The 21,269-nt window shown below is 57.4% G+C and carries 22 protein-coding genes; 6 read left to right on the top strand and 16 right to left on the bottom strand.

The window, feature by feature from the left end:
* Positions 1-7: 7 nt before the first annotated feature.
* The 5 genes from MCM46_07630 to MCM46_07610 all read right to left on the bottom strand — a co-directional run bounded on the left by MCM46_07630 (position 8) and on the right by MCM46_07610 (position 4,429).
* On the bottom strand, positions 8-826 hold the full coding sequence (locus MCM46_07630; GenBank protein MCG3111682.1) for an arsenite methyltransferase: 819 nt from the start codon (positions 824-826) through the stop codon (positions 8-10).
* A gap of 17 nt (positions 827-843) precedes the next feature.
* A complete protein-coding gene (locus MCM46_07625) occupies positions 844-1,143 on the bottom strand; it encodes a metalloregulator ArsR/SmtB family transcription factor (protein ID MCG3111681.1) in 300 nt (99 codons plus the stop codon).
* Between the two features lie 91 nt (positions 1,144-1,234).
* On the bottom strand, positions 1,235-2,050 hold the full coding sequence (locus tag MCM46_07620) for an SDR family oxidoreductase (GenBank protein MCG3111680.1): 816 nt from the start codon (positions 2,048-2,050) through the stop codon (positions 1,235-1,237).
* A gap of 135 nt (positions 2,051-2,185) precedes the next feature.
* On the bottom strand, positions 2,186-3,361 hold the full coding sequence (gene purT / locus MCM46_07615) for a formate-dependent phosphoribosylglycinamide formyltransferase (GenBank protein ID MCG3111679.1): 1,176 nt from the start codon (positions 3,359-3,361) through the stop codon (positions 2,186-2,188).
* 111 nt (positions 3,362-3,472) lie between these two features.
* Entirely contained in the window at positions 3,473-4,429 is a 957-nt protein-coding gene (locus tag MCM46_07610) for a DUF523 and DUF1722 domain-containing protein (GenBank protein MCG3111678.1), read from the bottom strand.
* A gap of 197 nt (positions 4,430-4,626) precedes the next feature.
* On the opposite strand from MCM46_07610, the gene MCM46_07605 reads away from it, so the two are divergent.
* Positions 4,627-5,010 (top strand): hypothetical protein, encoded by a 384-nt coding sequence (locus MCM46_07605; GenBank protein ID MCG3111677.1) that lies wholly within the window; start codon positions 4,627-4,629, stop codon positions 5,008-5,010.
* A gap of 66 nt (positions 5,011-5,076) precedes the next feature.
* Here the strand turns inward: MCM46_07605 and MCM46_07600 are convergent, their stop codons facing one another.
* From MCM46_07600 to MCM46_07555, 10 genes are all read right to left on the bottom strand, one after another.
* A complete protein-coding gene (locus MCM46_07600) occupies positions 5,077-6,738 on the bottom strand; it encodes a hypothetical protein (GenBank protein MCG3111676.1) in 1,662 nt (553 codons plus the stop codon).
* 115 nt (positions 6,739-6,853) lie between these two features.
* On the bottom strand, positions 6,854-7,954 hold the full coding sequence (locus tag MCM46_07595) for an AI-2E family transporter (GenBank protein MCG3111675.1): 1,101 nt from the start codon (positions 7,952-7,954) through the stop codon (positions 6,854-6,856).
* Between the two features lie 326 nt (positions 7,955-8,280).
* Positions 8,281-9,564 carry a hypothetical protein gene (locus tag MCM46_07590; GenBank protein MCG3111674.1) on the bottom strand — a complete coding sequence of 428 codons (1,284 nt, stop codon included), beginning with the start codon at positions 9,562-9,564 and terminating at the stop codon, positions 8,281-8,283.
* 129 nt (positions 9,565-9,693) lie between these two features.
* The gene (gene phoU, locus MCM46_07585; GenBank protein MCG3111673.1) at positions 9,694-10,350 is read right to left on the bottom strand and encodes a phosphate signaling complex protein PhoU; all 657 of its coding nucleotides are present in this window, start codon (positions 10,348-10,350) and stop codon (positions 9,694-9,696) included.
* A gap of 9 nt (positions 10,351-10,359) precedes the next feature.
* Positions 10,360-10,647, bottom strand: a complete 288-nt coding sequence (locus MCM46_07580) for a DUF1232 domain-containing protein (protein ID MCG3111672.1) — start codon at positions 10,645-10,647, stop codon at positions 10,360-10,362.
* A gap of 49 nt (positions 10,648-10,696) precedes the next feature.
* A complete protein-coding gene (gene pstB / locus MCM46_07575) occupies positions 10,697-11,452 on the bottom strand; it encodes a phosphate ABC transporter ATP-binding protein PstB (protein MCG3111671.1) in 756 nt (251 codons plus the stop codon).
* Positions 11,453-11,454: 2 nt separating this feature from the next.
* The gene (gene pstA / locus MCM46_07570; GenBank protein ID MCG3111670.1) at positions 11,455-12,384 is read right to left on the bottom strand and encodes a phosphate ABC transporter permease PstA; all 930 of its coding nucleotides are present in this window, start codon (positions 12,382-12,384) and stop codon (positions 11,455-11,457) included.
* The gene (gene pstC, locus MCM46_07565) at positions 12,381-13,217 is read right to left on the bottom strand and encodes a phosphate ABC transporter permease subunit PstC (GenBank protein ID MCG3111669.1); all 837 of its coding nucleotides are present in this window, start codon (positions 13,215-13,217) and stop codon (positions 12,381-12,383) included. The genes pstA and pstC overlap by 4 nt, the downstream gene beginning before the upstream one ends.
* Before the next feature lie 62 nt (positions 13,218-13,279).
* Positions 13,280-14,278 carry a PstS family phosphate ABC transporter substrate-binding protein gene (locus MCM46_07560; protein ID MCG3111668.1) on the bottom strand — a complete coding sequence of 333 codons (999 nt, stop codon included), beginning with the start codon at positions 14,276-14,278 and terminating at the stop codon, positions 13,280-13,282.
* A gap of 159 nt (positions 14,279-14,437) precedes the next feature.
* On the bottom strand, positions 14,438-15,646 hold the full coding sequence (locus tag MCM46_07555) for a putative porin (protein ID MCG3111667.1): 1,209 nt from the start codon (positions 15,644-15,646) through the stop codon (positions 14,438-14,440).
* Positions 15,647-15,966: 320 nt separating this feature from the next.
* Here MCM46_07555 and MCM46_07550 point away from each other — a divergent pair, with 320 nt between their 5' ends.
* The 5 genes from MCM46_07550 (at position 15,967) to MCM46_07530 (ending at position 20,365) form a co-directional block, all read left to right on the top strand.
* Positions 15,967-16,428: an Rrf2 family transcriptional regulator gene (locus MCM46_07550; GenBank protein MCG3111666.1), complete on the top strand. Its 462-nt coding sequence runs from the start codon at positions 15,967-15,969 to the stop codon at positions 16,426-16,428.
* Between the two features lie 92 nt (positions 16,429-16,520).
* Positions 16,521-17,537, top strand: coding sequence for a sulfate ABC transporter substrate-binding protein (locus tag MCM46_07545; GenBank protein MCG3111665.1), 1,017 nt, complete (start codon positions 16,521-16,523; stop codon positions 17,535-17,537).
* 13 nt (positions 17,538-17,550) lie between these two features.
* A complete protein-coding gene (cysT, locus tag MCM46_07540; GenBank protein MCG3111664.1) occupies positions 17,551-18,381 on the top strand; it encodes a sulfate ABC transporter permease subunit CysT in 831 nt (276 codons plus the stop codon).
* Between the two features lie 15 nt (positions 18,382-18,396).
* Positions 18,397-19,272 carry a sulfate ABC transporter permease subunit CysW gene (cysW, locus tag MCM46_07535; GenBank protein ID MCG3111663.1) on the top strand — a complete coding sequence of 292 codons (876 nt, stop codon included), beginning with the start codon at positions 18,397-18,399 and terminating at the stop codon, positions 19,270-19,272.
* A 28-nt stretch (positions 19,273-19,300) separates the two neighbouring features.
* Positions 19,301-20,365: a sulfate/molybdate ABC transporter ATP-binding protein gene (locus MCM46_07530; protein ID MCG3111662.1), complete on the top strand. Its 1,065-nt coding sequence runs from the start codon at positions 19,301-19,303 to the stop codon at positions 20,363-20,365.
* A 15-nt stretch (positions 20,366-20,380) separates the two neighbouring features.
* On the opposite strand, the gene MCM46_07525 is transcribed toward MCM46_07530, so the two are convergent.
* Positions 20,381-21,175 (bottom strand): undecaprenyl-diphosphate phosphatase, encoded by a 795-nt coding sequence (locus MCM46_07525; GenBank protein MCG3111661.1) that lies wholly within the window; start codon positions 21,173-21,175, stop codon positions 20,381-20,383.
* Positions 21,176-21,269: the final 94 nt, after the last annotated feature.

Here is a 21,269-nt window from a genome sequence, read left to right as displayed (position 1 = left end):
CAAGGCGTTACCTGTTCGGCTTTCTTGCGCGGACAAAGGCGCTCATGAATTTCCCACCCGTCGCCGCGGCGATCGATTCAATCGCTTCCGGCGTGACGCACGAGTCGACCAATAGCTCCCGGGCCTCCTTCATCGTGTAGATCCGGGTCGGAACGATTTCGATCGCTTCGAATCCGACCTTTTTCAAGATCGAACGATACCGCTCTTCTTCCAGCGCCCCCGCCACACAGCCGATCCAAAGCTCCACGTTGCGGCGGATCTCGTCGGGAACCGTTCCCCGGACGACGATGTCCGAGACGGCGAAGCGGCCGCCCGGTTTCAAGACGCGGAAGGCCTCCGCGAGGGTCTGCTCCTTGTCGGCGGAGAGATTGATGACGCAGTTGGAGATGATGACATCGACCGACCGGTCGGGGAGGGGGATCTGTTCGATCTCCCCCTTCAGGAAGGTGACATTTTCAGCCCCCGCTTTTTTCTGATTCTCCCGCGCCAGGGCGAGCATCTCGTCGGTCATATCGAGGCCGTAGGCGTGGCCGGTCGGGCCGACCCGCCGGGCCGAGAGGAGGACGTCGATCCCGCCGCCGGAGCCCAAATCGAGGACCTTCTCGCCGGGGTGAAGCTCGGCGAGCGCCGTCGGGTTGCCGCAGCCGAGCGAGGCGAGGAGCGCTTCGGTCGGAAGTTCGGCGGTTTCCTGATCGCCGTAAAGGTTCGACGTGATCGGGTTCCACTCGGCGGCGCCGCCGCAGCAGGAGCTCTTGCCGCTTCCCGCCTGCAACGCGGCCTGGCCATATTTTTCTTTCACGATTTTTTTGATGTCGGTGTCGGTCATGTCGTCCTCCTTGGATTTCAGCAGCAGGCGGTCAGAAGCCGGATCAGCTCCGAGACCATCTCCCGCTGGATGGAATAATAAATGAACCGCGCTTCCCGCCGGCTTTGAATGAGGCCGGCCCGGCGGAGCAGGTTCAGATGATGCGACAGGGTCGGCCCCGGCAGGTCGAGCCCCTTCTGAATCTCCCCGGCGGAGACCTCTCCGCCGGCTTGAACCAGAAAAAAGAAAAGACGAAGGCGATCGAGGTGGGCCAAGGCCTTGAGCGCTTCGACGTGGACCTGTTCGGCTTGCAAGGAATGTTTGTTCTTCGATTTCATATTTCCAAATATATAGAAATAAGAAAATATTGTCAAGCCCTTTTTTGAGCGGTTGTTTCGAGGGATCTGCCTGAAGGAAAGAGGCCGGGGGTCAGGAAGGGGCCGAACGGCCGATCAGCCGCTTCAGGCCGTACGTCATCGCCCGGAAGATAAATTTCCGCTTCGTCATGACCTGGAAGAGTTTTCCGGTGACCCCTTCGTTTTCGGGGGAGACCATTTTCACCGCCAACGCCGCCGGCACCTCGGCCGGGTTGGCCAACATGTCGATGAACCAGCCGACCTTTTCCCGGTGGGGGCGCCCTTCGTCGGTGGCTTCGCCGCTCATCAGCAGATCGGTCCTCACCATCCCGGGGGAGAAGATATTGGCGGTGATCCCGGTCCCTTTGTATTCTCGGGCGAGGGAGCGGGTGAAGGCGACGATCGCCGCCTTCGTCGCGCCGTAGGCGGTGACGCGCGGGGAGGGGAAATCGGCGCCGTATCCTTTCAGGTTGAAGATTTTCCCCTTTCCTTGTTTCATCATGTGGGGAATGACGGCGTGGCAGCAGTTGAAGGTGCCGACCAGGTTGACGGCGATGACGTAGGCCCATCGCTTCGGGTCGATGTCGCCGACACGGCCGAAGGTCATGCTGATTCCGGCGTTGTTGATGAGGATGTCGATCCGGCCGAAGCGGGCGATGACCCGCTCGACCATGGCATCGACCTGGTCGAGATCCGAAACATCGCAATGCACCGCCATCGCCTCGCCGAGAGGGGCCAGATCGGTCTCCGCCTTCTTCAACTGCGCTTCATCCCGCCCGCAGATAATGACCTTGGCCCCTTCGCGGAGATAAGCTTCGGCCACGGCATAGCCGATCCCCCGGCTTGCGCCGGTGATCAGGGCGACTTGATTTTCAAGAAGGCCGCTCATCGAGACTCCAGCTTGTTAATACAAATGCAATAATCGTGTTTGTCGTTGTAGGGGCGCCATTGATGGCGCCCTCCGGCTGGGCGTGATCAATCACGCCCCTACATAAACCAGGTCACAAATATTTCTGCGTTTGTATTAATCCCCGTAATTTACTTTCACCTGCGACGCCGCTTTTACGGCGCGGTCGCGGGCTTCGAACGGGTCTTTCGCGGCGGCGAGGACCACCCCCATCCGCCGGTTCTTCCGGCAGTCGGGTTTTCCGAAAAGGCGGATCTGGATCTCCGGCTCCGACAGCGCCGGGCCGATCTCGAATGTCGGAGCGATCGCCTCTTTTTCGGCCAGAATCACGGCGGAAGCGCCCGGGGTGCGGAGGACGGGGGGATGGACCGGAAAACCGAGGATCGCCCGGACATGGAGGGCGAACTCGGAGAGATCTTGGCTGATCAGCGTGACCAATCCGGTGTCGTGAGGCCGGGGAGAGACTTCGGAAAAATAAACTTCCTCCCCCTTCACAAAAAGCTCCACGCCGAAGATGCCCCGCCCGCCGAGATTCTCCGTCACCGCCGCCGCGATCTCCTTGGAGCGTTTGAGAGCGGTCTCCGACATCGGATGCGGCTGCCACGACTGGCGGTAGTCGCCGTCGATCTGGATGTGTCCGATGGGGGGACAGAAGAAGGTGCCGTTGACGGCGCGAACTGTGAGGAGGGTGATTTCATAGTCAAACGCGATGAACGATTCGAGAATGACACGGCCTCCCTTCGCCCGAGCGGCCGTCATGGCGTACTCCCATGCTTTCAGAAGATCCGCTTCGGAGCGGACGACCGACTGCCCCTTTCCGGACGACGACATAATCGGCTTCATCACGCAGGGGTATCCGACGGCGCCGGCCGCCTCTTTCAACTGCTCGGGCCGGTCGATGAACCGGAATTGACTCGTCGGAAGTTTCAATTCCTCCGCCGCCAGCCGCCGGATCCCCTCCCGGTTCATCGTCAGCCGCGCGGCGCGGGCGGTCGGGATGACGGTAAAATGTTTTTCCGCCTCGACCAAATAATCGGTGGCGATCGCTTCGATCTCTGGAACGATCAGATCGGGCCGCTCCCGGTGAACCACCTGATCGATGGCGCGCGGATCGAGCATGTCGATGACGTAATTTCGATGGGCCACCTGCATGGCGGGGGCGTTCGGATAGCGGTCGACGGCGATCACCTCGACCCCGAGCCGCTGGGCTTCGATGGCGACCTCTTTACCCAGCTCGCCCGAGCCGAGGAGCATCAGCCGAAAAGCATTCTTCGAAAGCGGGGTGCCGAGCATACGGACCTCCGAAGGAAGGAGAAAGGTTTATCGGCGTGAGGATAACCGTTTCAGAAAACCGGGTCAAGGGGGATTTTTCCCTTCTTCATCAGGGGTCGACATGTTGAACCCCTACTTCCTTTCCGTTCGATCTCTTCCCTCTGTTTCAATCAGCGATTCCGGATAGGGTTCGAAGAAGGTTTGCTCTTCGAGATACCCGTTTCGGAACCGGACGACCCAGGCTTTGAGGATGCTCAAGGCCGCGCTCCGCGGGAGGTATCCTTTCCGGTAGCTCTCCAAGGTCCGGAGAAAAAGGGCCTTTTCCTTTTTGGAGAGATCGTCGGAAAAATAACCAAGGGCGTGCATCAGAACGTTGATGTTGGAAGCGGATCGGGGAGGGCGGGAGAGCGCTTGCGATAGGTACGGTTCATATTCTTTAAAAAGGTCAGCAGCCGGCCGTTTTTCAGAATTGCCGACGATACGGCCAAGGAGGCGCATCAGCTTTTGGTTGTAGGCCATGAGGAGGAGCTTGTGGGTGGCGTGGAATCGGACCAACGCTTCCAACCGGCTTGTCTTCTTTGCCCCTCGAAAGCGGGTCAAGGTGAAGAGCTTCGTCAGAAAGTGGTCCCGGATCTTGGGATGATTCAGCCGTCCCTCATCTTCGATCGCGAGACCGGGAAAACGTTCGAGGACCTCCCCCGCAAAGAACCCGGCCCCTTTGCCGGCGGGAGCCTCGGCTTCTATTTTCGGGAAGCGCTTCACATCCTTGATGCCGCAGGAAGGGGAGCGGTTCTTCAGAATGAACCCGTCCACCTCGTTCAAAGAGGTCAAAAACGAATTCGAGAAGCGCCGCATCTTCTCCGAGAGATCTTTGCCGGTGGCCGGCTGGAGGAGATGCAGCTCCCCGTCCTCCGAAACGAGCCGGATCGGATCGCGGGGAACGCCCAATCCGATCTCGACCTCCGGGCAGATCGGCAAAAAGGTCACATGCGGCTCCAACCGCTTCACGAAGCGATCGGGAATCATCGCGCCGTTATATCGGCAGGGTGCAAACTCAAGACATTTGCTGAGGACGACAACCGGTTTCATGCAAAGACATTCCTTGTAAAGGAGAAGGGTTTTTCTAATGTCGCCCTTGGCGGGGAGTGTTGTCAAGGGGCTGTTTCCAGTTCGCGACGCCGCGCGGCGGGTCATGCGCCACTTGGTTGCATTCTGCGGCGGTCTGGTGTAACATCGCCCCGTTTTGACGGTTGATCGATTGGAATTCCTAATCCAGAGGAGGGTCAATGAAAAGAGCGATTGGAACCGTTCTTCTGCTGCTCATGCTGGTCTCTCTTGTTCCGGGGGTGGCCCATGCGAGGAGAGACAACGCGATGGAGGAGGTCCTCATCGACGGTTTCTACGGCGGGCTGGCGGGGGCGCTCGTGGGGGCGGCCTTTATGGCCTTTAAAGAGAATCCGGGGGATCATCTGGACGACATTGCCATCGGGGCGGGGATCGGGGTGATCGCCGGAACGCTCTACGGCATCGGGAGGGCGGCGCGCGCCTTCGCCGAGATTGAAGACGGCAGGCTCACCGTCCAGATGCCGACCCTCCGCTTCGATTTAGAACCGGCCGGCAAGGTGGTGCAACCGCGCTGGTCGGCCGATCTGATTCGCGTCGATTTCTGAGGGTCGGTTCCGACCTCTTGTTTCAACCCCCGGCCAAAGGGGAATCTTTCCAGTCCGGTATTATTTTTAATCTCCGTTTTGACGGGCGAAGTGTTTGCCCTCGTCCGGCGTCGCGATCCCCTCCGCTTCCTTATGAAATCCCTTCTCTCGATAAGCCTTCGCAAAGCGTTTTCGGATCTCGGCGCGGTGGCGCGCTTCTTCTTCAGGGACAATGGAGAGGGCGCGTTCGTGCCAGTGCGCCGCCTTCTGGAGGGCTTCCTCCATCTCTTTTTCTTTTCCGGAATCACGCGCGTCGGCCGCGATGGCGATGTAGAGCATTCCCAGCTCATTGGTTCCGTTGATATAGCGGGAATCGAGGCGGACCGCCTGCTCGAACGCCACCAGCGCGGCGGAATAGTTGTTCTGGCGCTTGTAGATCTCGCCGAGATTGGCATAAGAAAACTTATTATGGGGGTCGAGCGCCAACGCATGTTTAAAGAGAACCTCGGCCTCCTTGAGGTCGTTGAACTCAGTCATCGCGATGTACGCCCGGTTGTTCTCGGCGGAAGATTTCAAACGGAGCTCCTCAGGAGAGTCGCCGGGAAGGGCCATGACGCGCCAATAAGCTTCAATCGCCTCACGGGGCTTTCCAAGAAACTGAAGGGCAAATCCGTGCGCCAGCCAGGTCTCTTCGAGGTCGGGTCCCAGTTGAACCGCCATGGCGCTCGCCTCTTCGGCCCACGCCATCCAAGGCATCTTCTCGTGTCCGTAGCGGTGAACCTGCTGACAGTAGGCGCGTGAGAGGACACCGAGGGAGAGCGCCTTGAGGGTCGCCTCACTCGCTTCGGCCGCTTTGCGCAGGTGTTCGATGGCCCGATCATTGTCGGTCGCGGTGAACCGGTTGTAGAGCAGGGTTCCCAGATTGTAGTGGGCAAGGGCGTAACCGGGCTCAATCGTGACCGACTGCCGGTACTTGTCGATCGACGCTTCCCGCTCGGCGGTGTTTCCGGTCCGGATATAACGGATATGGTGGGTGTACCCCTCCATGAAGGCCCGATACCCGCGCCAGGTCTTCGCTTCACTCACCAGTCCCCAGCGGCGCTTGACGATTTCAAAGGCCATGTCGTCGATCAACTCCAAGAGCTGATCGGGCCGCTCGATCGACCGGACCAGAACCATCGTGGTCGGCCCCCCCCGGTCGGTTGTCAGCGTGGTAGAGAGCCGGACGGTGTCGCCGACCTGATCGATCCCCCCCCGGATGGTCCGGCGCGCCAAGAGGGTTCGCGTTTTATAAGAGAGGGAAAAGAGGCTATCGGGCGAGAAGCTGAAGGAGCCGAAGCCGATGGCGCCGATCGCCTGTCCCTCCATCGGGTCGGAGAGGATCAACAGCTCCTGCTGGGAGTCAAGAAAGGCGTCGGGCTCGCTCCGGCCGAGATCGACCAGCATCGCCATGTTCCCCGCCTTGGCTGCCGCCTGCGACTCCCGGACCTGCCGGCTCAGCCCCTGCCAGGCCGTTTCGATTTCGCCGAGCTGTTGGGCCAGGATCTCGTTCAGGCAAAGGCCCGCCTTATCGGCCCCGCGGAAGGGAAGCACCAAGGTGGCTTTGCCCCAGACGGCACGCCCGACCGACCGCAATATTACGGCGGCGAGAAGGACGACGGCCAGGAGCGCCAGGGCGGCGCCGATGACTTCCAGAAGACCGATGAGAATCCCGGCAAGGTTCCCGATCGCATTCCGTAGCGCCTGCATGGTCTTCCTCCGCATAGATGGCTCTCCGAGATTTTATGGAGAGACAGGTGGAATATATCAAAAAGGGGTGAATCGGACAAGGGAAATGGTCGATTGGCCGAGACAGTGACGGCGATCACACTTGTTCCGCCGAATCCCCCAGCGCATCCTCGACGTAAAGCATTTTGATGATCACCATGAAGCTGGCGGTGAGAGGGGAGGCAAGCATCATGCCGAGGGCGCCGATGAGAATGCCGAGAAGGAGTTGGATGGTGACCGTGAGCGCCGGGGGCAGAAGCACCGCTCGCTTCTCTACGACGGGGGTGACGAAGTAGTTATCGATCCATTGGACCACCATGTAGAGAAGGGCGACATAGAGAAGTTTCTCCGGTCCTTGACCGAGCGCAATCAGCAGGGGGGGAAATACAGAGAGAAATGGGCCGATGTAAGGGATGAAGTTGAGGACCCCCGCCAGAAACCCCAATGCCAGCGCCGGTTGAACGTCGAGGAAGAGGAGCCCGAACGTGCTGAGGAGACCGATGACGATCATGGCGATCACCCGGGCGATCAGCCACCACCTTAACGACTCCCCGACCTGATCGAGCACCTCTCGGATCCGCTCGCGCCGGTTGAATGGAAAGAGCCGGATCACGCCGTTTCGATAAGAGGCCGGGTCGATCGCCATGTGGATCCCGATGAAGAGGACGATCACGAGGCTGGCCAGAATCCCGAGCGTCGTCGAGAAGAGGCCGGCAAGCCGGGAGACCAGGCCGGAGGGCCTCATCATCTGTTCGGCCGCCTCCGGTGTTCTTGCAAGGAGCCGCTCTCCCCATTCGAATCGTGCAAGACGCTGGTTGAACTGGTTGATCATTTGGGGAAGATTTTGAATCAACTGGTCGACCTGTCTGGAAATTTCAGGGGCGAGAGACCAACCGATCAGTCCGACCACTCCGATTAAAAGAAAGATAACCGCCGCCAGCGACCACCCGTCCGAAAGGGGGGTGTACAATTTGACCCACTGGCTTAAGCTTCGGAGGAGGACCGCGACGAGAATGCCGGCGAAGACAAGAAGCGGAACATCGGGGGCGGCGGCGATCAATAGAAAGAGAAGCACAACCGCCGATGTGATGCCGACGACAATGAGGGTCTGTTTTGCGAAAGCGCCGGCATCAAATTTCGGCGTGGGAGGCATCGGCCGAAATCTTTTGACCGCTTTGGCCTGCGGTTCTCCTCTCATCCGTTCGTTCCTCTTTAAGATGCGGGAGCATTCCCGGATACTACTATCATATCTGAAAGAGAGGGTCCAATGCGACCCGTTCGGAGGAGAGGAGACGAGTTGAGACGATTGCGTTAAAGAGACAAAATGAGGACGACGAGGATGATCATGATCGCGACCATTGCGGCGATAAAGGCGCCGGGACGAATGCCGCTCAAATCTGGTTCTTCAGGCAACATAGGAAGAAGGGGGTTAAGTTGATTTAATACGCCCATTATAAAAGAAGAAAAATAGAAAAGGCAATCATTTCTTTCACGCGCTGCATCTGTTCGACTTGGAACCGCTCCTTAGGTTCGCTCCAGGATGCTGACGGTGATGTAGGTGCCGGTGCCGGCGTGGCTGTGGATCAATCCCCGTTTGGGGTTTTTAATTTGGAGCCTTCCGCTTCCAAGGTGTTTCTTGATCGTCCCCTGCAACTGCCAGAAGGCGAAAACCGCCTGCATCAGGCCGGTGGCGCCGACCGGATGGCCGCAGGCGAGCAGGCCGCCGCTGGGATTGACGGGGATTCGTCCTTGTTTCGGGAGGTTCAGGCCGTAGTCGATTCCCGGCATGAAGGGGTTTCCCTCTTCGGTGAATCGGCCCCCCTCGCCGTATTTGCAAAGGCCGAGATCTTCATAGGTCTGGACTTCCGAAGAGGTGTAGGCGTCGTGGAGCTCGATGAAATCGAAATCGTCGATCGGCTTCCGAACCCCCGCCATCTCATACGCTTGCTTCGCCGCCGCGCGCCCTCCCCGGAAGGAGTGGACACCGGGATATTTTAGATTCCGGTAGTCGCTCGCTTTTTCGTGCGGGAGGAGCAAGACCTTTCCGTGCGGCCGGTCGGCCATCCGCATCGAATCGCTCCCCGAACCGACCCCGGTGATCTTCACTGGATTCGGGGAGAGTTTGTGGGCCGCCTCTTCCGAGGCGAGGACGCAGACCGCGGCGCCGTCGGACATGGTGCAGATATCGAGCATCGTCAGCGGGGTGGCGACCATCTGGGAACTCCGGACGTCGGCGATGGTCAGCTTTCCGGGACGTTGGGCGTACGGATTGTAGAGGGCATTGGCGTGATTCTTGATCGAAACCATCGCCAGCTGTTCCGGGGTCGTGCCGAACTCGTGCATGTGGCGCTGAACCATCATGGCGTAGTAGCCGGTGTAGAAGCCGCCGACGGGGAAATCAAAATTGGTGTCCGAGGCAAGCGCGATGAATTCATTTCCCTTCCAGGTGTTGACCCGCGACATCGTCTCAAATCCGAAGGCGAGGCAGATGTTCATCCGGCCCGAAGAGACCGCCTCCCAGGCGCTCTGGAAGCAGAGGCCGCCGGTGGCCCCTCCCCCCTCGATCCGCTTCGACGGCTTGGGACAGAGACCGAGATAGTCTTGGACCATGCTGGCGGCCTTGAGTTGCCGGGTGAAGTGGTCGGAGAAGTAGGAGCCGACAGCGCCGTCGATCATTTCCAGCTTTAATTTCGGAAGATCGCCGAGGGCGTAGTCGAACGCCTCTTTGACCATGTAGCGAAAATCTTTTTCGGGGTTGGCTTTTTTGAATTTGGTGATTCCGCCGGTGATCATGTAGACAGGACGCATGGGGCGTGACCTCGCTGATGGGTTTGGAAGGAACTGGGATTAATCGTAGCGGAGGATAGGGGAGCTGTCAAGAGTTGGAGTGGACCGACCTGGTTAGTAAGGGCACAGCATGCTGTGCCCTTACTAAAGTTACACCTTCGTATGTCGTATAATCTTTCCTTCCACCAGATAGACCACCATCTCGGCGATATTGGTCGCGTGGTCGCCGATTCGTTCGATGTATTTGGCGATGAAGCTGACCCGGACGGAGCGGGTAATGGTCGTGGGGTCTTCGACCATGAAGGAGAGGAGCTCTCGGAAGATCTGGTGGGTGAGGTCATCGATGAATTGATCCTCGGAGCAGACCTTCCGGGCGAGCTTGGCGTCTTTGTTGACGAAGGCGTCGAGCGCTTCGCGGACCATCTTCTGCGCCGCGTCGGCCATGCGCGGGATGTCGATATACGGTTTGAGGAGCGGTTCTTCCGCCAGCTCGATCGACCGCTCGCAGATATCTTCGGCGAGATCGCTCATCCGCTCCAGGTCGGTCGTGATCTTCATGGCGGTGGTGATGAAGCGAAGGTCGCGGGCCGCTGGCTGATAGAGAGCGAGCAGGCGGATACATTCTTCGTCGATCTCGACATCCATCGCGTTGACAAGATGGTCGTTCTGAATCGTCTGTTTGGCCAGCGGACCATCCCGTTCGACAAGGGCTTTGATGGAGGCGGCGATCTGTGTTTCGACCAACGCTCCCATCTTCAGGATCTTTTCTTTTAACCGGGTGAGCTCTTCTTCAAAATGGCGGTGCATGGTTCTCCTTTAAGGGGTGACGTCAATCTCAGTGGCCTGTCTGCGATATTGATCAAAAATGTCTTTGGGGATCAACCGCAAGGCCGACATCAGTAAAGAGAGGACGATGAGGAGATCATCCATCTGCCCGATTCCCAGCAGAAAATCGGGAATAAGATCGAAGGGGAGCAAGAGGTAGCCGAGCGCCAGGGTCAGAAACAACTTGGCTCGAAGGGGGATTCGCGCGTTCTTCAGCGCGAGCCGATAAATCTTCACCACTTGTTTTACATACCTTCCGATATGACTGAGTCTCATCATGATACCTTCCTTTCTTTATCTTCTACTACTTATAAGAGAATAGCGGACATTATCCGAATCTTCCCGTGATGTAATCTTCCGTCCGGGAATCTTTCGGGTTGGTGAAAATCCGGGAGGTAGAATCGAATTCCACCAGCTCTCCGAGCAGGAAGAACCCGGTCTTATCCGAAATCCGGGCCGCCTGCTGCATGTTGTGCGTTACAATCGCAATGGTATAACTTTCTTTCAATTCCCGCAATAACTCCTCGATCCGTCCGGTGGCGATCGGGTCGATGGCCGAGGTCGGCTCGTCGAGCAGGAGCACATCGGGCGCCACGGCGAGGGCCCGCGCGATGCAGAGCCGCTGCTGCTGGCCGCCCGAGAGGGAAAGGGCCGATTGCGGGAGGCGATCTTTGACCTCTTCCCAAATCGCCGCTTTCTTCAGGCTTTCCTCTACAATGGCATCGATCTTTGTCTTATCCTTAATCCCTTGGATCCGCAACCCGTAGGCGATATTTTCATAGATGCTCTTGGGGAAGGGGTTCGGTTTTTGAAAGACCATCCCGATCTTTCTTCGAACATCGATCACGTCCATCCCTCTGGAATAGATGTCCTTGCCCTGGTAGAGAACGGTCCCCTCCGCTCGGAATCCTGGGACCAGGTCGTTCATCCGATTCAGGCAGCGGATAAAAGTGCTCTTGCCGCAGCCGGAAGGACCGATCAGCGCCGTGACCCCTTTATAAGGGATCTCCATGTTGACGTCCCGCAGCGCCTGTTTTTTTCCGTAAAAGACATTCAGTTTTTGAACGTGAATCGCGGCATCCATGATTACCACCTGATCTGTTTTTGATAGCGGTGTCTTAAATAAACGGCAATCCCGTTCATGACAAAGGTGATGAACAACAGAACCAAAATCCCCGCCGCCGCATTGATCGAGAAGCCCCTTTGGGGGCGGGAAACCCAGTTGAAAATCTGAATCGGCAAGGCGGTGAAAGGATCGAAAAGACCCTGCGGGTTGATGAAAGGAGGCTCCGGCGAGATCGGCAGGGTCGGAACGAAGGCGACATAGGTCAACGCCCCGATTGTGATCAGCGGGGCGGTCTCCCCGATCGCCCGCGACATGGCGAGAATAGTCCCGGTGAGAATTCCCGGCATCGCCGCCGGCAAAACCTGATGACGGATCGTCTGCCACTTGCTCGCTCCGAGGGCGTAAGAGGCTTCTCGAATCGAGGCGGGGATTGCCCGGATCGACTCACGCGCGGAGAGGATGACGATCGGGAGGACCAGAATCGCCAACGTCATCGCACCCGCCAGGACGCTTCGGTCGAGATTCATCCAGCGGACAAAGAGCCCCAGCCCCAAGAGGCCGTAAATGATCGAGGGGACGCCGGCGAGATTCGCGATGTTGATCTCGATGAAGCCGGTGAGCCAGCTCTTCCGGCTGTATTCTTCCAGGTAAGTGGCGGAGGCGACCCCGAGCGGAAAGGTGATCAGCGCCGTCAACACCATCAGCCAGGCGGTCCCGACCCAGGGGGAGAGGATGCCGGCCCGCTCCGGTTTTCGCGACGGATAGCTCGTCAGGAAATCCCAGCCGAGCCTTGGGAAACCGTCGATCAAAACGTCGATCAGTAAGACCAGGAGAACGAGCAGGCCGATGGACGTTGCAAAGAGACCGAGGATCGAAAAAGCTTGATCGGCGAGTCGGCCGATCTGTTTTCGATCGCTGATTTCAATTCGCACTGTTTCCGGCACGTTCATTCGTAGACTTCCCTAAAACGTTTTCGGAGCGAATAGCTGATCATGTTTAAAACGAAGGTCACGACAAAAAGGCTCATCCCCGCGGCGAAGATGGTCCGATATTCGATGGTCCCGTAGGGGGTGTCGCCCATGCTGACCTGGACGATGTAGGCGGTGACCGTCTCGATCGGAACGAAGGGGTTGAGGGTCAGCCTCGGCTGGAGTCCTGCGGCGACCGCCACGATCATCGTCTCCCCCACCGCGCGCGAAATGCCGAGGATGAACGACGCGGCGACCCCGGAGAAGGCGGCGGGGAGCACCACGCGAAGCGCGACCTGGAGTCGGGTGGAGCCGAGGGCGTATCCCCCCTCCCGCAGCCCGAGCGGGACGGCGTGCATCGCATCCTCGCTCAGCGACGAGATAATCGGGATAATCATAATTCCCATGACGATTCCGGGGCTCAAGGCATTAAAGCCGGAGAGCTCCGGGAAAAATTTTTGGAGCATCGGCGTGACGAAGAGAAGAGCGAAATAACCATACACGACGGTCGGAACCGCCGCCAGGATTTCTAAAAAAGGCTTGATCGTTGTCCGGACCCGATCGGAGGCATACTCGCTTAAATAAATGGCGCTGATCAAGCCGATCGGAAGGGAGACGGCCATCGCAATCGCCGTTGTTAAAAAAGTGCCGGCAAAAAGGGGAAGGATGCCGAAGTGCTTTTCGGCGAAGAGAGGGGTCCACTGCGTGTCGGTGAGGAAATCGATGATTGAGACCTCGCCGAAAAAAGAGAGGGTCTCGAAGAGAAGAACCCCGATGATCCCGAGGGTGATGAAAACGGACAAGAGGGCGCTCAAGAGGAGTCCCCCCTCAATGAGGCTTTCACTCGCTTTTTGAAGACGTCTTGTGTTTAGCGTTTTTACTTTCCTTCTTTTTGCAGAAGCGCTTCGATGCTGACGCCGACCTGTGATTTTCCTTCAAAGACGGAACCGGCGACCCGCTTCTGGAATCGGACGGCGCCAAGCTCATAGGCCCGATCCGGAAGGGCGATGTAGCCGACTTCCTTGGTCAGGGCGGTTCCATTCTTTAAATAGAAATCGACGAAGCGCTGGACTTCCGGCCTGTTCGCCGACTTGATGCTGACATAGATGAAAATCGGCCGGGCGAGCGGCTGATAGGTTCCCTTGACGACATTGTCATACTCCGGGAGAACCGGCCCCTTGCCGTTGGCGTCATTTTCATCGTCAATTGGAACCAGTTTGAGGCGGTCTTTGTTCTCCTGGTAGTAAGCCACCCCGAAGAAGCCGAGCGCATATTGATCGGAGGAGATTCCCTGAACGAGAACGTTATCATCTTCGCTGGCGGTGAAGTCGCCCCGGCTGGAATGTTCTTTTCCCACAATCGCCTCGGTGAAATAGTCATACGTTCCGGAGTCGGCCCCCGCGCCGAAGAGATGGATCTCCTTATCGGGCCAGTTCGGCCGGATCTGGTTCCATTTCTTGATCTTGCCTTGCGCTTCCGGCGCCCATATTTTTTTTAATTCTTTCACCGTAAGATGATCGACCCAGTTATTCTTGGGGTTGACCATGATGGCAATGCCGTCATACGCGACCGGCAGCTCGATATAGTCGATTTTATTGGCGGCGCACTGTTTGACTTCAGTCTCTTTGATCGGCCGGGAGGCATTGGAGATGTCGGTCTCGCCGCTGCAGAATTTTTTAAAGCCGCCGCCGGTCCCGGAGATGCCGACGGTGACCCTTTCTCCCCGGTGGGCTGCCTGAAATTCCTCGGCCACCGCTTCGGTGATCGGGAAAACGGTACTGGAGCCGTCGATCTTGATGAGGGTCGATTTGGCCCAAGCTGTCTGGGCAGAAGCAATTCCGATCCCCAGAAGGCCCACGAAAATCCATTTCTTCATATGAATTTCTCCTTACCTATTAATGAAGGAGTCACGTTTCGCCGGTGTTAATATGATGTTAAATTTTTGTTACAAACTTCCCGCAAGACGCGAGCGCCCCCTCTCATTGCTCAAACTCGACAACGGAGGGGGCGCTCTTTGTGTTTCTTTGGAAATTGCTTAGAACTTCACAACCACGTCCAAGAAAAGCCGTTTGGTGTCATCCTCTCCCGGTGGGAGGGTTTCGTCCTCGACCTCGGTCACCACGTATTTGGCTTTCAGCTGGAGTGCCTTCGTCGGGCTATAACCGATCCAGATGACATGTCCTCTGTGGTTTGTTCCGCCGTTGGGGCCAAAGTCCGAATCGGCGATATCGGCAACAGTGGCATCCGTTTCGGTGATCCTGTAGAAGTAAGCCACTTCCCATGTCCGAGGATTAGAGGCCTTGCCGATCTGGAGACCGGCTTGATAACCCGTATCCTGATCGGTGGTCGTATCAGCGAGGTTTTTGATGTAATCTCCATAGAGGACCAGGGGAAGGTCGGCCACCTTGATGCCGAACTCGGCTGTAATATTGAGGACCCGGTAGTTATTCACCAGGGCGGTCGGGGTTCCGGTGGCGACGGGGACCCGGGTGTTTCCGTCTTGAGGAGCGACCACCTGCCCAAAGCTTCCCTCCGTCGCATTTTTGAAATTGTAAAATGCGCCGGCCAGAGTCACCGAGGTGTCTTTGCCAAGGCCGATCCGGGTTCCCACCTGCTCGGCGAAGAGCCACTGGTCGTTATTGTCGGTCGCATCCTCATCGAGGACCAACTGCCCCGCGTTAATGAAGAGAGCGATCATGTCTGTGACCTGAAAGGTGACGTTCTGGGCAAATCCTTCCGGGGCCAAGTCATCGTCCCAAACCAGTTCCGTTACCCGGAAAAAGGGGTTCGGCATTTTTCCGCCGGTCAGCGCCAACCACGGAGCTGCTTTCCATTGCAGATAAGCCTGTCTGATCCAGATCGGCTTTTGGCTAAAGAGATTATCGAAGCTTTGATTGTTTGACGTTTGACTTCCGTCTCCGGATGCGAGCTGGATGCCGACGAGAAAATTATCGATCTTAAGCGTACTTCCCAGCCGCAGGCGAAGTCGTTGACGATGCCGGTCGCGGTTGGGAGCTTCTCTAATGGTTGAGTCGTGCCGGAGGCGAAGATCTCCTGCAAAGCTTAATCGATCAACCCACTTTGCAAGTTTGGTCTCCTGAACGGAGGCGGCCTCCTCTTTTGTAATCGTTCCTTTTTCAATCAAGAGTTCCTCAAGTGTTTTGGGCTCTTCCGCGAAAAGCAGGTTGTTCGATGCGCTCAGAATTCCGAACGCGATGAACCCAATTACGATGAATCGTCGCATCTGTTTTTGTCTCCTTTCGCATGTTTTCTGGCCGCTGTTGAATGTGGATGAATAGAAGATCCCACGTCTGTAAAGTAACCGGGATCGTACGTTTGAAAACACAGTGTTACGAGATTGTTGACTTGATGTTGCGCCGGAATGGCCGGCGCAAGATGTGGCAGGCAGAAGATAGACATTTTGGTCGGTTTTTGCAAGATCAAAATGGTATTTGAATAAACGATCGGCGCGGTGATCGCCCGAGACACCGAAGAAAAGCAAAGTTCAAAAAATGCTTGACAGTGAAATATCATTACTCTATAAGATTTATAGGGTAATCAGAAATGCTTTCAAAAAAGACAAAATATGCTCTGAAGGCGCTGCTCGTGATGTCCACGGAGTACGGGCGGGGGCCCCTTCTTATTTCCGACTTGGCGGAACGGGAAAGCATCCCGAAGAAGTTTCTAGAGCTCATTCTTCTGACGCTCAAGAATAAGGGGCTTCTCCAGAGCAAGAAAGGAAAGGGAGGGGGTTATTACCTCGGCAAGCCGCCCGATACGATCACGCTGGGAGAAATTATCCGTATCTTGGATGGTCCGGTCGCCCCCATCTCTTGCGTCAGCCAAACGGCCTATCAGAAATGTGAAGAGTGTGCGGACGAGATGACCTGCGGGATTCGCGTCGTCATGAAAGAGGTGCGTGATCAGACCGCCAAAATTCTAGATGGGACGACCTTGGCCGATCTTCTCAGAAATACGGAACGACTGACGAGTCGCCGTCGCGACACCCTCCTTTATCACATTTAAAAAATTTTTAAATACATAATCTACTATCATGATAGGGTAAATAGAATATTCGGGGATTCTGACCTTCTCAGTGGCATCCAAGGAGACCAATCATGTTTCAGAAAATCTGGATCGTACGCTTTTTCCTCCTCCTCTTCGTATTTGGCTTTTCTCAGAAAAGCCATGGAGCGGATCTCACCCTCCTCAATGCCTCCTATGATCCGACGCGGGAGCTTTATCAAGACTTCAATGCGGCTTTTGCGAAAAAATGGAAGGAGAAGAGCGGACAGAACGTCAGCGTCAAGCAATCCCACGGCGGATCGGGGAAACAGGCGCGCGCCGTCATCGACGGCCTCGAAGCGGATATCGTCACATTAGCGCTCGCCTATGATATCGATGCCATTGCGGAGAGAGGAAATCTTCTGCCGAAGAACTGGCAATCGCGTCTTCCGAACAACAGCGCCCCCTACACCTCGACGATCGTCTTTTTGGTGCGGAAGGGAAATCCGAAGTCAATTAAAGATTGGGAAGATCTTTCCAAGCCGGGTGTCGCCGTCATCACCCCCAACCCGAAGACCTCCGGCGGGGCGCGTTGGAATTATCTGGCCGCCTGGGGATATGCGCTGAAGAAAAACGGCGGCGATGAGGGAAAGGCCAAAGATCTCGTCTCCCGAATCTATAAAAATGTTCCGGTGCTTGATTCAGGCGCGCGGGGTGCGACGACCACGTTCGTGGAGCGGGGAATCGGTGACGTGCTCCTTGCTTGGGAAAATGAGGCGCTCCTTGCCATCAATGAATTGGGCAAGGGGAAGTTTGAGATCGTCATCCCGTCGGTCAGCATCCTGGCCGAGCCGCCGGTGGCGGTGATCGATAAAGTGGTCGATCGGCGCAAAACCCGCGAGGTGGCGCAGGCCTATCTCGAACATCTCTACTCGGAAGAGGGGCAGGAGATCGCCGCCAAACATTACTACCGCCCCCGGCTGGAGTCGGTCGCTTCCAAACATGCCGCGCAATTTCCGAAGGTGGCGTTGTTCACGATCGATGAACTCTTCGGCGGCTGGCAGAAAGCGCAGAAGACCCACTTTGCGGATGGCGGCGTGTTCGATCAGATTTATCAGCCGGGCCGGTAGGTAAGGGAGTCACATGGTTCTTAAACAAAAAAGCATCCTTCCCGGTTTTGGTCTGGCGCTGGGATTCACCCTCTTTTACCTCGGCTTCATTGTCCTGATCCCTCTGTCTACCCTTTTTCTCAAGACGGCGACGCTGGACTGGAGCGCGTTTTGGGAGATCATCACCGCCCCGCGGGCGCTCGCCTCTTACCGGTTGAGCCTGGGGGCGTCGCTGATTGCGGCGCTGCTCAATGTGGTCTTCGGTCTGCTCGTCGCCTGGGTGTTGGTCCGGTATTCCTTTCCGGGCAAGCGGATCGTCGACGGGCTGGTCGATCTTCCCTTCGCCCTTCCGACGGCGGTGGGAGGGATTGCGCTGACCACCATCTACTCCGGCAAGGGTTGGATTGGACAATACCTTGAGCCGCTTGGGATCAAGGTGGCGTATGCGCCGTTGGGAATCATCGTGGCGCTCACCTTCATCGGATTGCCCTTCGTGGTCCGAACGGTTCAGCCGGTTCTGGAGGATTTTCATCCGGAGTTCGAGGAAGCGGCGACCACGTTGGGCGCGAACCGGCTGCAAATTTTTCTGCGGGTGATCTTCCCGACCTTAATGCCGGCGCTCCTGACCGGCTTTGCGATGGCGTTCGCGCGGGCGTTGGGGGAGTATGGCTCGGTCGTCTTCATCTCCGGCAACATGCCGATGCGGACGGAGATCACCCCGTTGCTGATCATGACGAAGCTGGAGCAGTTCGACTATGCCGGGGCGACAGCGTTGGCGGTCGTAATGCTGACGGTGTCGTTCCTCCTTCTGCTGGCGATTAATCTTTTGCAATGGTGGAGCCGCCGGCGCCTCGCAGCGCTGTAACGGAGAGAGATTCCGATGTTTGCACCGAGCGGATTAAAGACGGCAGAGAGCATTCCCCTGAATCGCGCGCGAACGGAACCGAGGGCGGTCCGCTGGCTGCTGATCGGGACGGCGCTTTTATTTCTTGCGTTCTTTTTATTGACTCCATTGGTCGTCATTTTTGCGGAGGCGCTTCAGAAAGGCTTCGGCCTCTATCTCGAATCGTTCAAAGATCCGGAGGCCTGGGCGGCGATCCGGCTGACCCTCCTCACCGCGGCGATTGCCGTTCCGCTGAATCTCGTCTTCGGCATCGCGGCGGCCTGGACCATCGCGAAGTTCAATTTCGTCGGGAAAAATGTCCTGACGACCCTGATCGATCTTCCGTTTGCCGTCTCGCCGGTGATCTCGGGGATGATCTTTGTGCTTCTCTTCGGCATGCAGGGGTGGCTCGGGCCGTGGCTCCAGGAGCATGAGATCAAAATCATCTTCGCGGTCCCGGGGATCGTTCTGGCGACGGTCTTCGTCACCTTCCCCTTCGTCGCCCGCGAGCTGATCCCGCTGATGCAGGCGCAGGGGACCGAAGAGGAAGAGGCGGCGATTGTTCTGGGGGCGAGCGGCTGGCAGACCTTCTTCCGGATCACGGTTCCGAATATCAAGTGGGGATTGCTCTACGGCGTGATCCTTTGCAACGCCCGGGCGATGGGGGAGTTCGGGGCGGTTTCGGTCGTCTCCGGGCATATCCGTGGGCTGACCAACACCATGCCGCTGCATGTGGAGATCCTCTATAACGAGTACAACTTCGTCGCGGCCTTTGCGGTCGCCTCCCTCCTCGCCCTTTTGGCGCTGGTGACGCTGGCGGCGAAGCGATTTGTGGAATGGAAATCTCATCAACCCTCCGCCGGGGCCCGATGATCGCCGGGCGGAATAAGGAGTCGGATTCATGAGCATCGAAATTCGTCGCGTGACGAAACAGTTCGGTGATTTCACGGCGTTGAAGGAGATCGATCTGACGATCAACACCGGAGAGCTGGTCGCCCTTCTCGGCCCTTCCGGCTCCGGCAAGACGACGCTGTTGCGGATCATGGCGGGATTGGAGCGTCCCGACAAAGGGGAGATCCTTTTTTACGGAGAGAATGCCACCGACCGAAATGTCCGGGACCGTCATGTCGGTTTTGTCTTCCAGCATTATGCGCTTTTCAAACACATGACCGTTTTCGAGAATGTCGCCTTCGGCTTGCGGGTCCGCCCCCGCAATAATCGGCCTTCGAACGAAGAGATCCGCGCGAAGGTTCATTCCTTGTTGCAGCTGGTCCAGCTCGATCGGATGGAATCGAACTATCCTTCTCAGCTCTCCGGAGGACAGCGGCAGCGGGTCGCGCTCGCCCGCGCGCTGGCGGTCGAGCCGAAGATGCTCCTCCTCGATGAGCCGTTCGGCGCGCTCGACGCCAAGATCCGGCAGGAGCTCCGTCTCTGGCTGCGGCGGCTGCACGATGAATTGCATATCACCAGTGTTTTTGTGACCCACGATCAGGAGGAAGCCCTGGAAGTGGCCGACCGGATCGTCGTGATGAACGAGGGACGGATCGAGCAGGTGGGGACCCCGGAGGAGGTCTACGATCATCCGGCGAACCCCTTCGTCTACAACTTTCTCGGCAACGTGAATCTTTTTCATAGCCGCGTGGGGGAGGGACGGGTGAAGATCGGTCCGCTGGAGATCGACGCCCCGGAGCATGCGGCCCAAGAGACCCCGGCGGTCGCTTATGTCCGCCCGCATGACATCGAGATCGAGCGGCACAAAAACGGCCAGCCGGCCATCGCGGCGAAGATCGAACATATTCAGTCGGTCGGTCCGGTGGTCCGTCTACAATTAAAACGACAGGATACCGGCCAGATGATCGAGGCGGAACTGAGTAAAGAGCGCTATCGGGAGCTGGGCTTAAAGTCGGGTGAGGTGGTCTTCATCAAGCCGAGGCATTGGACGGTCTATCAAGGGGAAGGAATCTGACCTCTTTTCCGGTCTTCACCCCAAAATCAGCAATAACAAAATCGCCGCCCCAATGCGATACCACCCGAAGGGGCTCAGGGTGTAACGGGAGAGGAGCTGAATAAAGGTTTTTACGGAGAGCCAAGCGGCGATGAAGGAGACGACGAAACCCAGGGCAAAAAAGGGAATATCGGCGGCCTCAAGGAAGGAGCGGCTTTTGAGAAGGTCGTAGCCGGTGGCGGCGAACATCACCGGGACGGCGGCGAGGAAGGAATATTCGGCCGCCGCTTTTCGTTCGGTCCCGATGATCATTCCTCCCAGGATCGTCGCGCCGGCGCGGGAGACGCCGGGCCAGAGGGCGAGGCACTGGAAGAGGCCGATCAGCAGCGCGTCTTTGGGCCGAAGAGAATCGAGGCCGTGTTTATCCGCCTTCGGGAGAAAGCGCTCCGCGAGGAGAATCGCAACGCCGCCGATTCCCAGCCCGATCGCCACCGTGGTGGTGTTGAAGAGATGTTCTTTGATAAAGCCATGGGCGAGGAAGCCGAAGATCAACGCCGGAACGGTCGTCAGCCCCAGAAGGAGCATCCCGTTGAATCCGGCGAAGCCGCGGGTCCGGGAGAAATCGAAGAGGTGGAAGAAGCGTTCTTTGTAGAGGACGACGACGGCGAGGATCGCGCCGAGTTGGATGAAGACTTCAAATGTCGAGGCTTTGTCTCCCACGAAGCCGAGGAGGTGTCCGGCGATGATCAGATGACCGGTCGAAGAGACCGGTAGAAATTCGGTCACCCCCTCCACGATGCCGAGAATGACCGCGTTGAGCAGATCTATCATGCCGAGAACAAAACCTCCCGGTTCGATTGTACTTGCAACCTGCCCGATTCGTCAAATGGAGATTGCATCGGGAGGTTTGACCCAACCGGCTTTG

Origin of the sequence: Candidatus Manganitrophus morganii (assembly GCA_021651055.1) — a bacterium.
Classification (GTDB): domain Bacteria; phylum Nitrospirota; class Nitrospiria; order SBBL01; family Manganitrophaceae; genus Manganitrophus; species Manganitrophus morganii.
The sequence above is the reverse complement of the archived record's forward strand: the minus strand, read 5'-3'. Positions and strand labels throughout refer to the sequence as shown.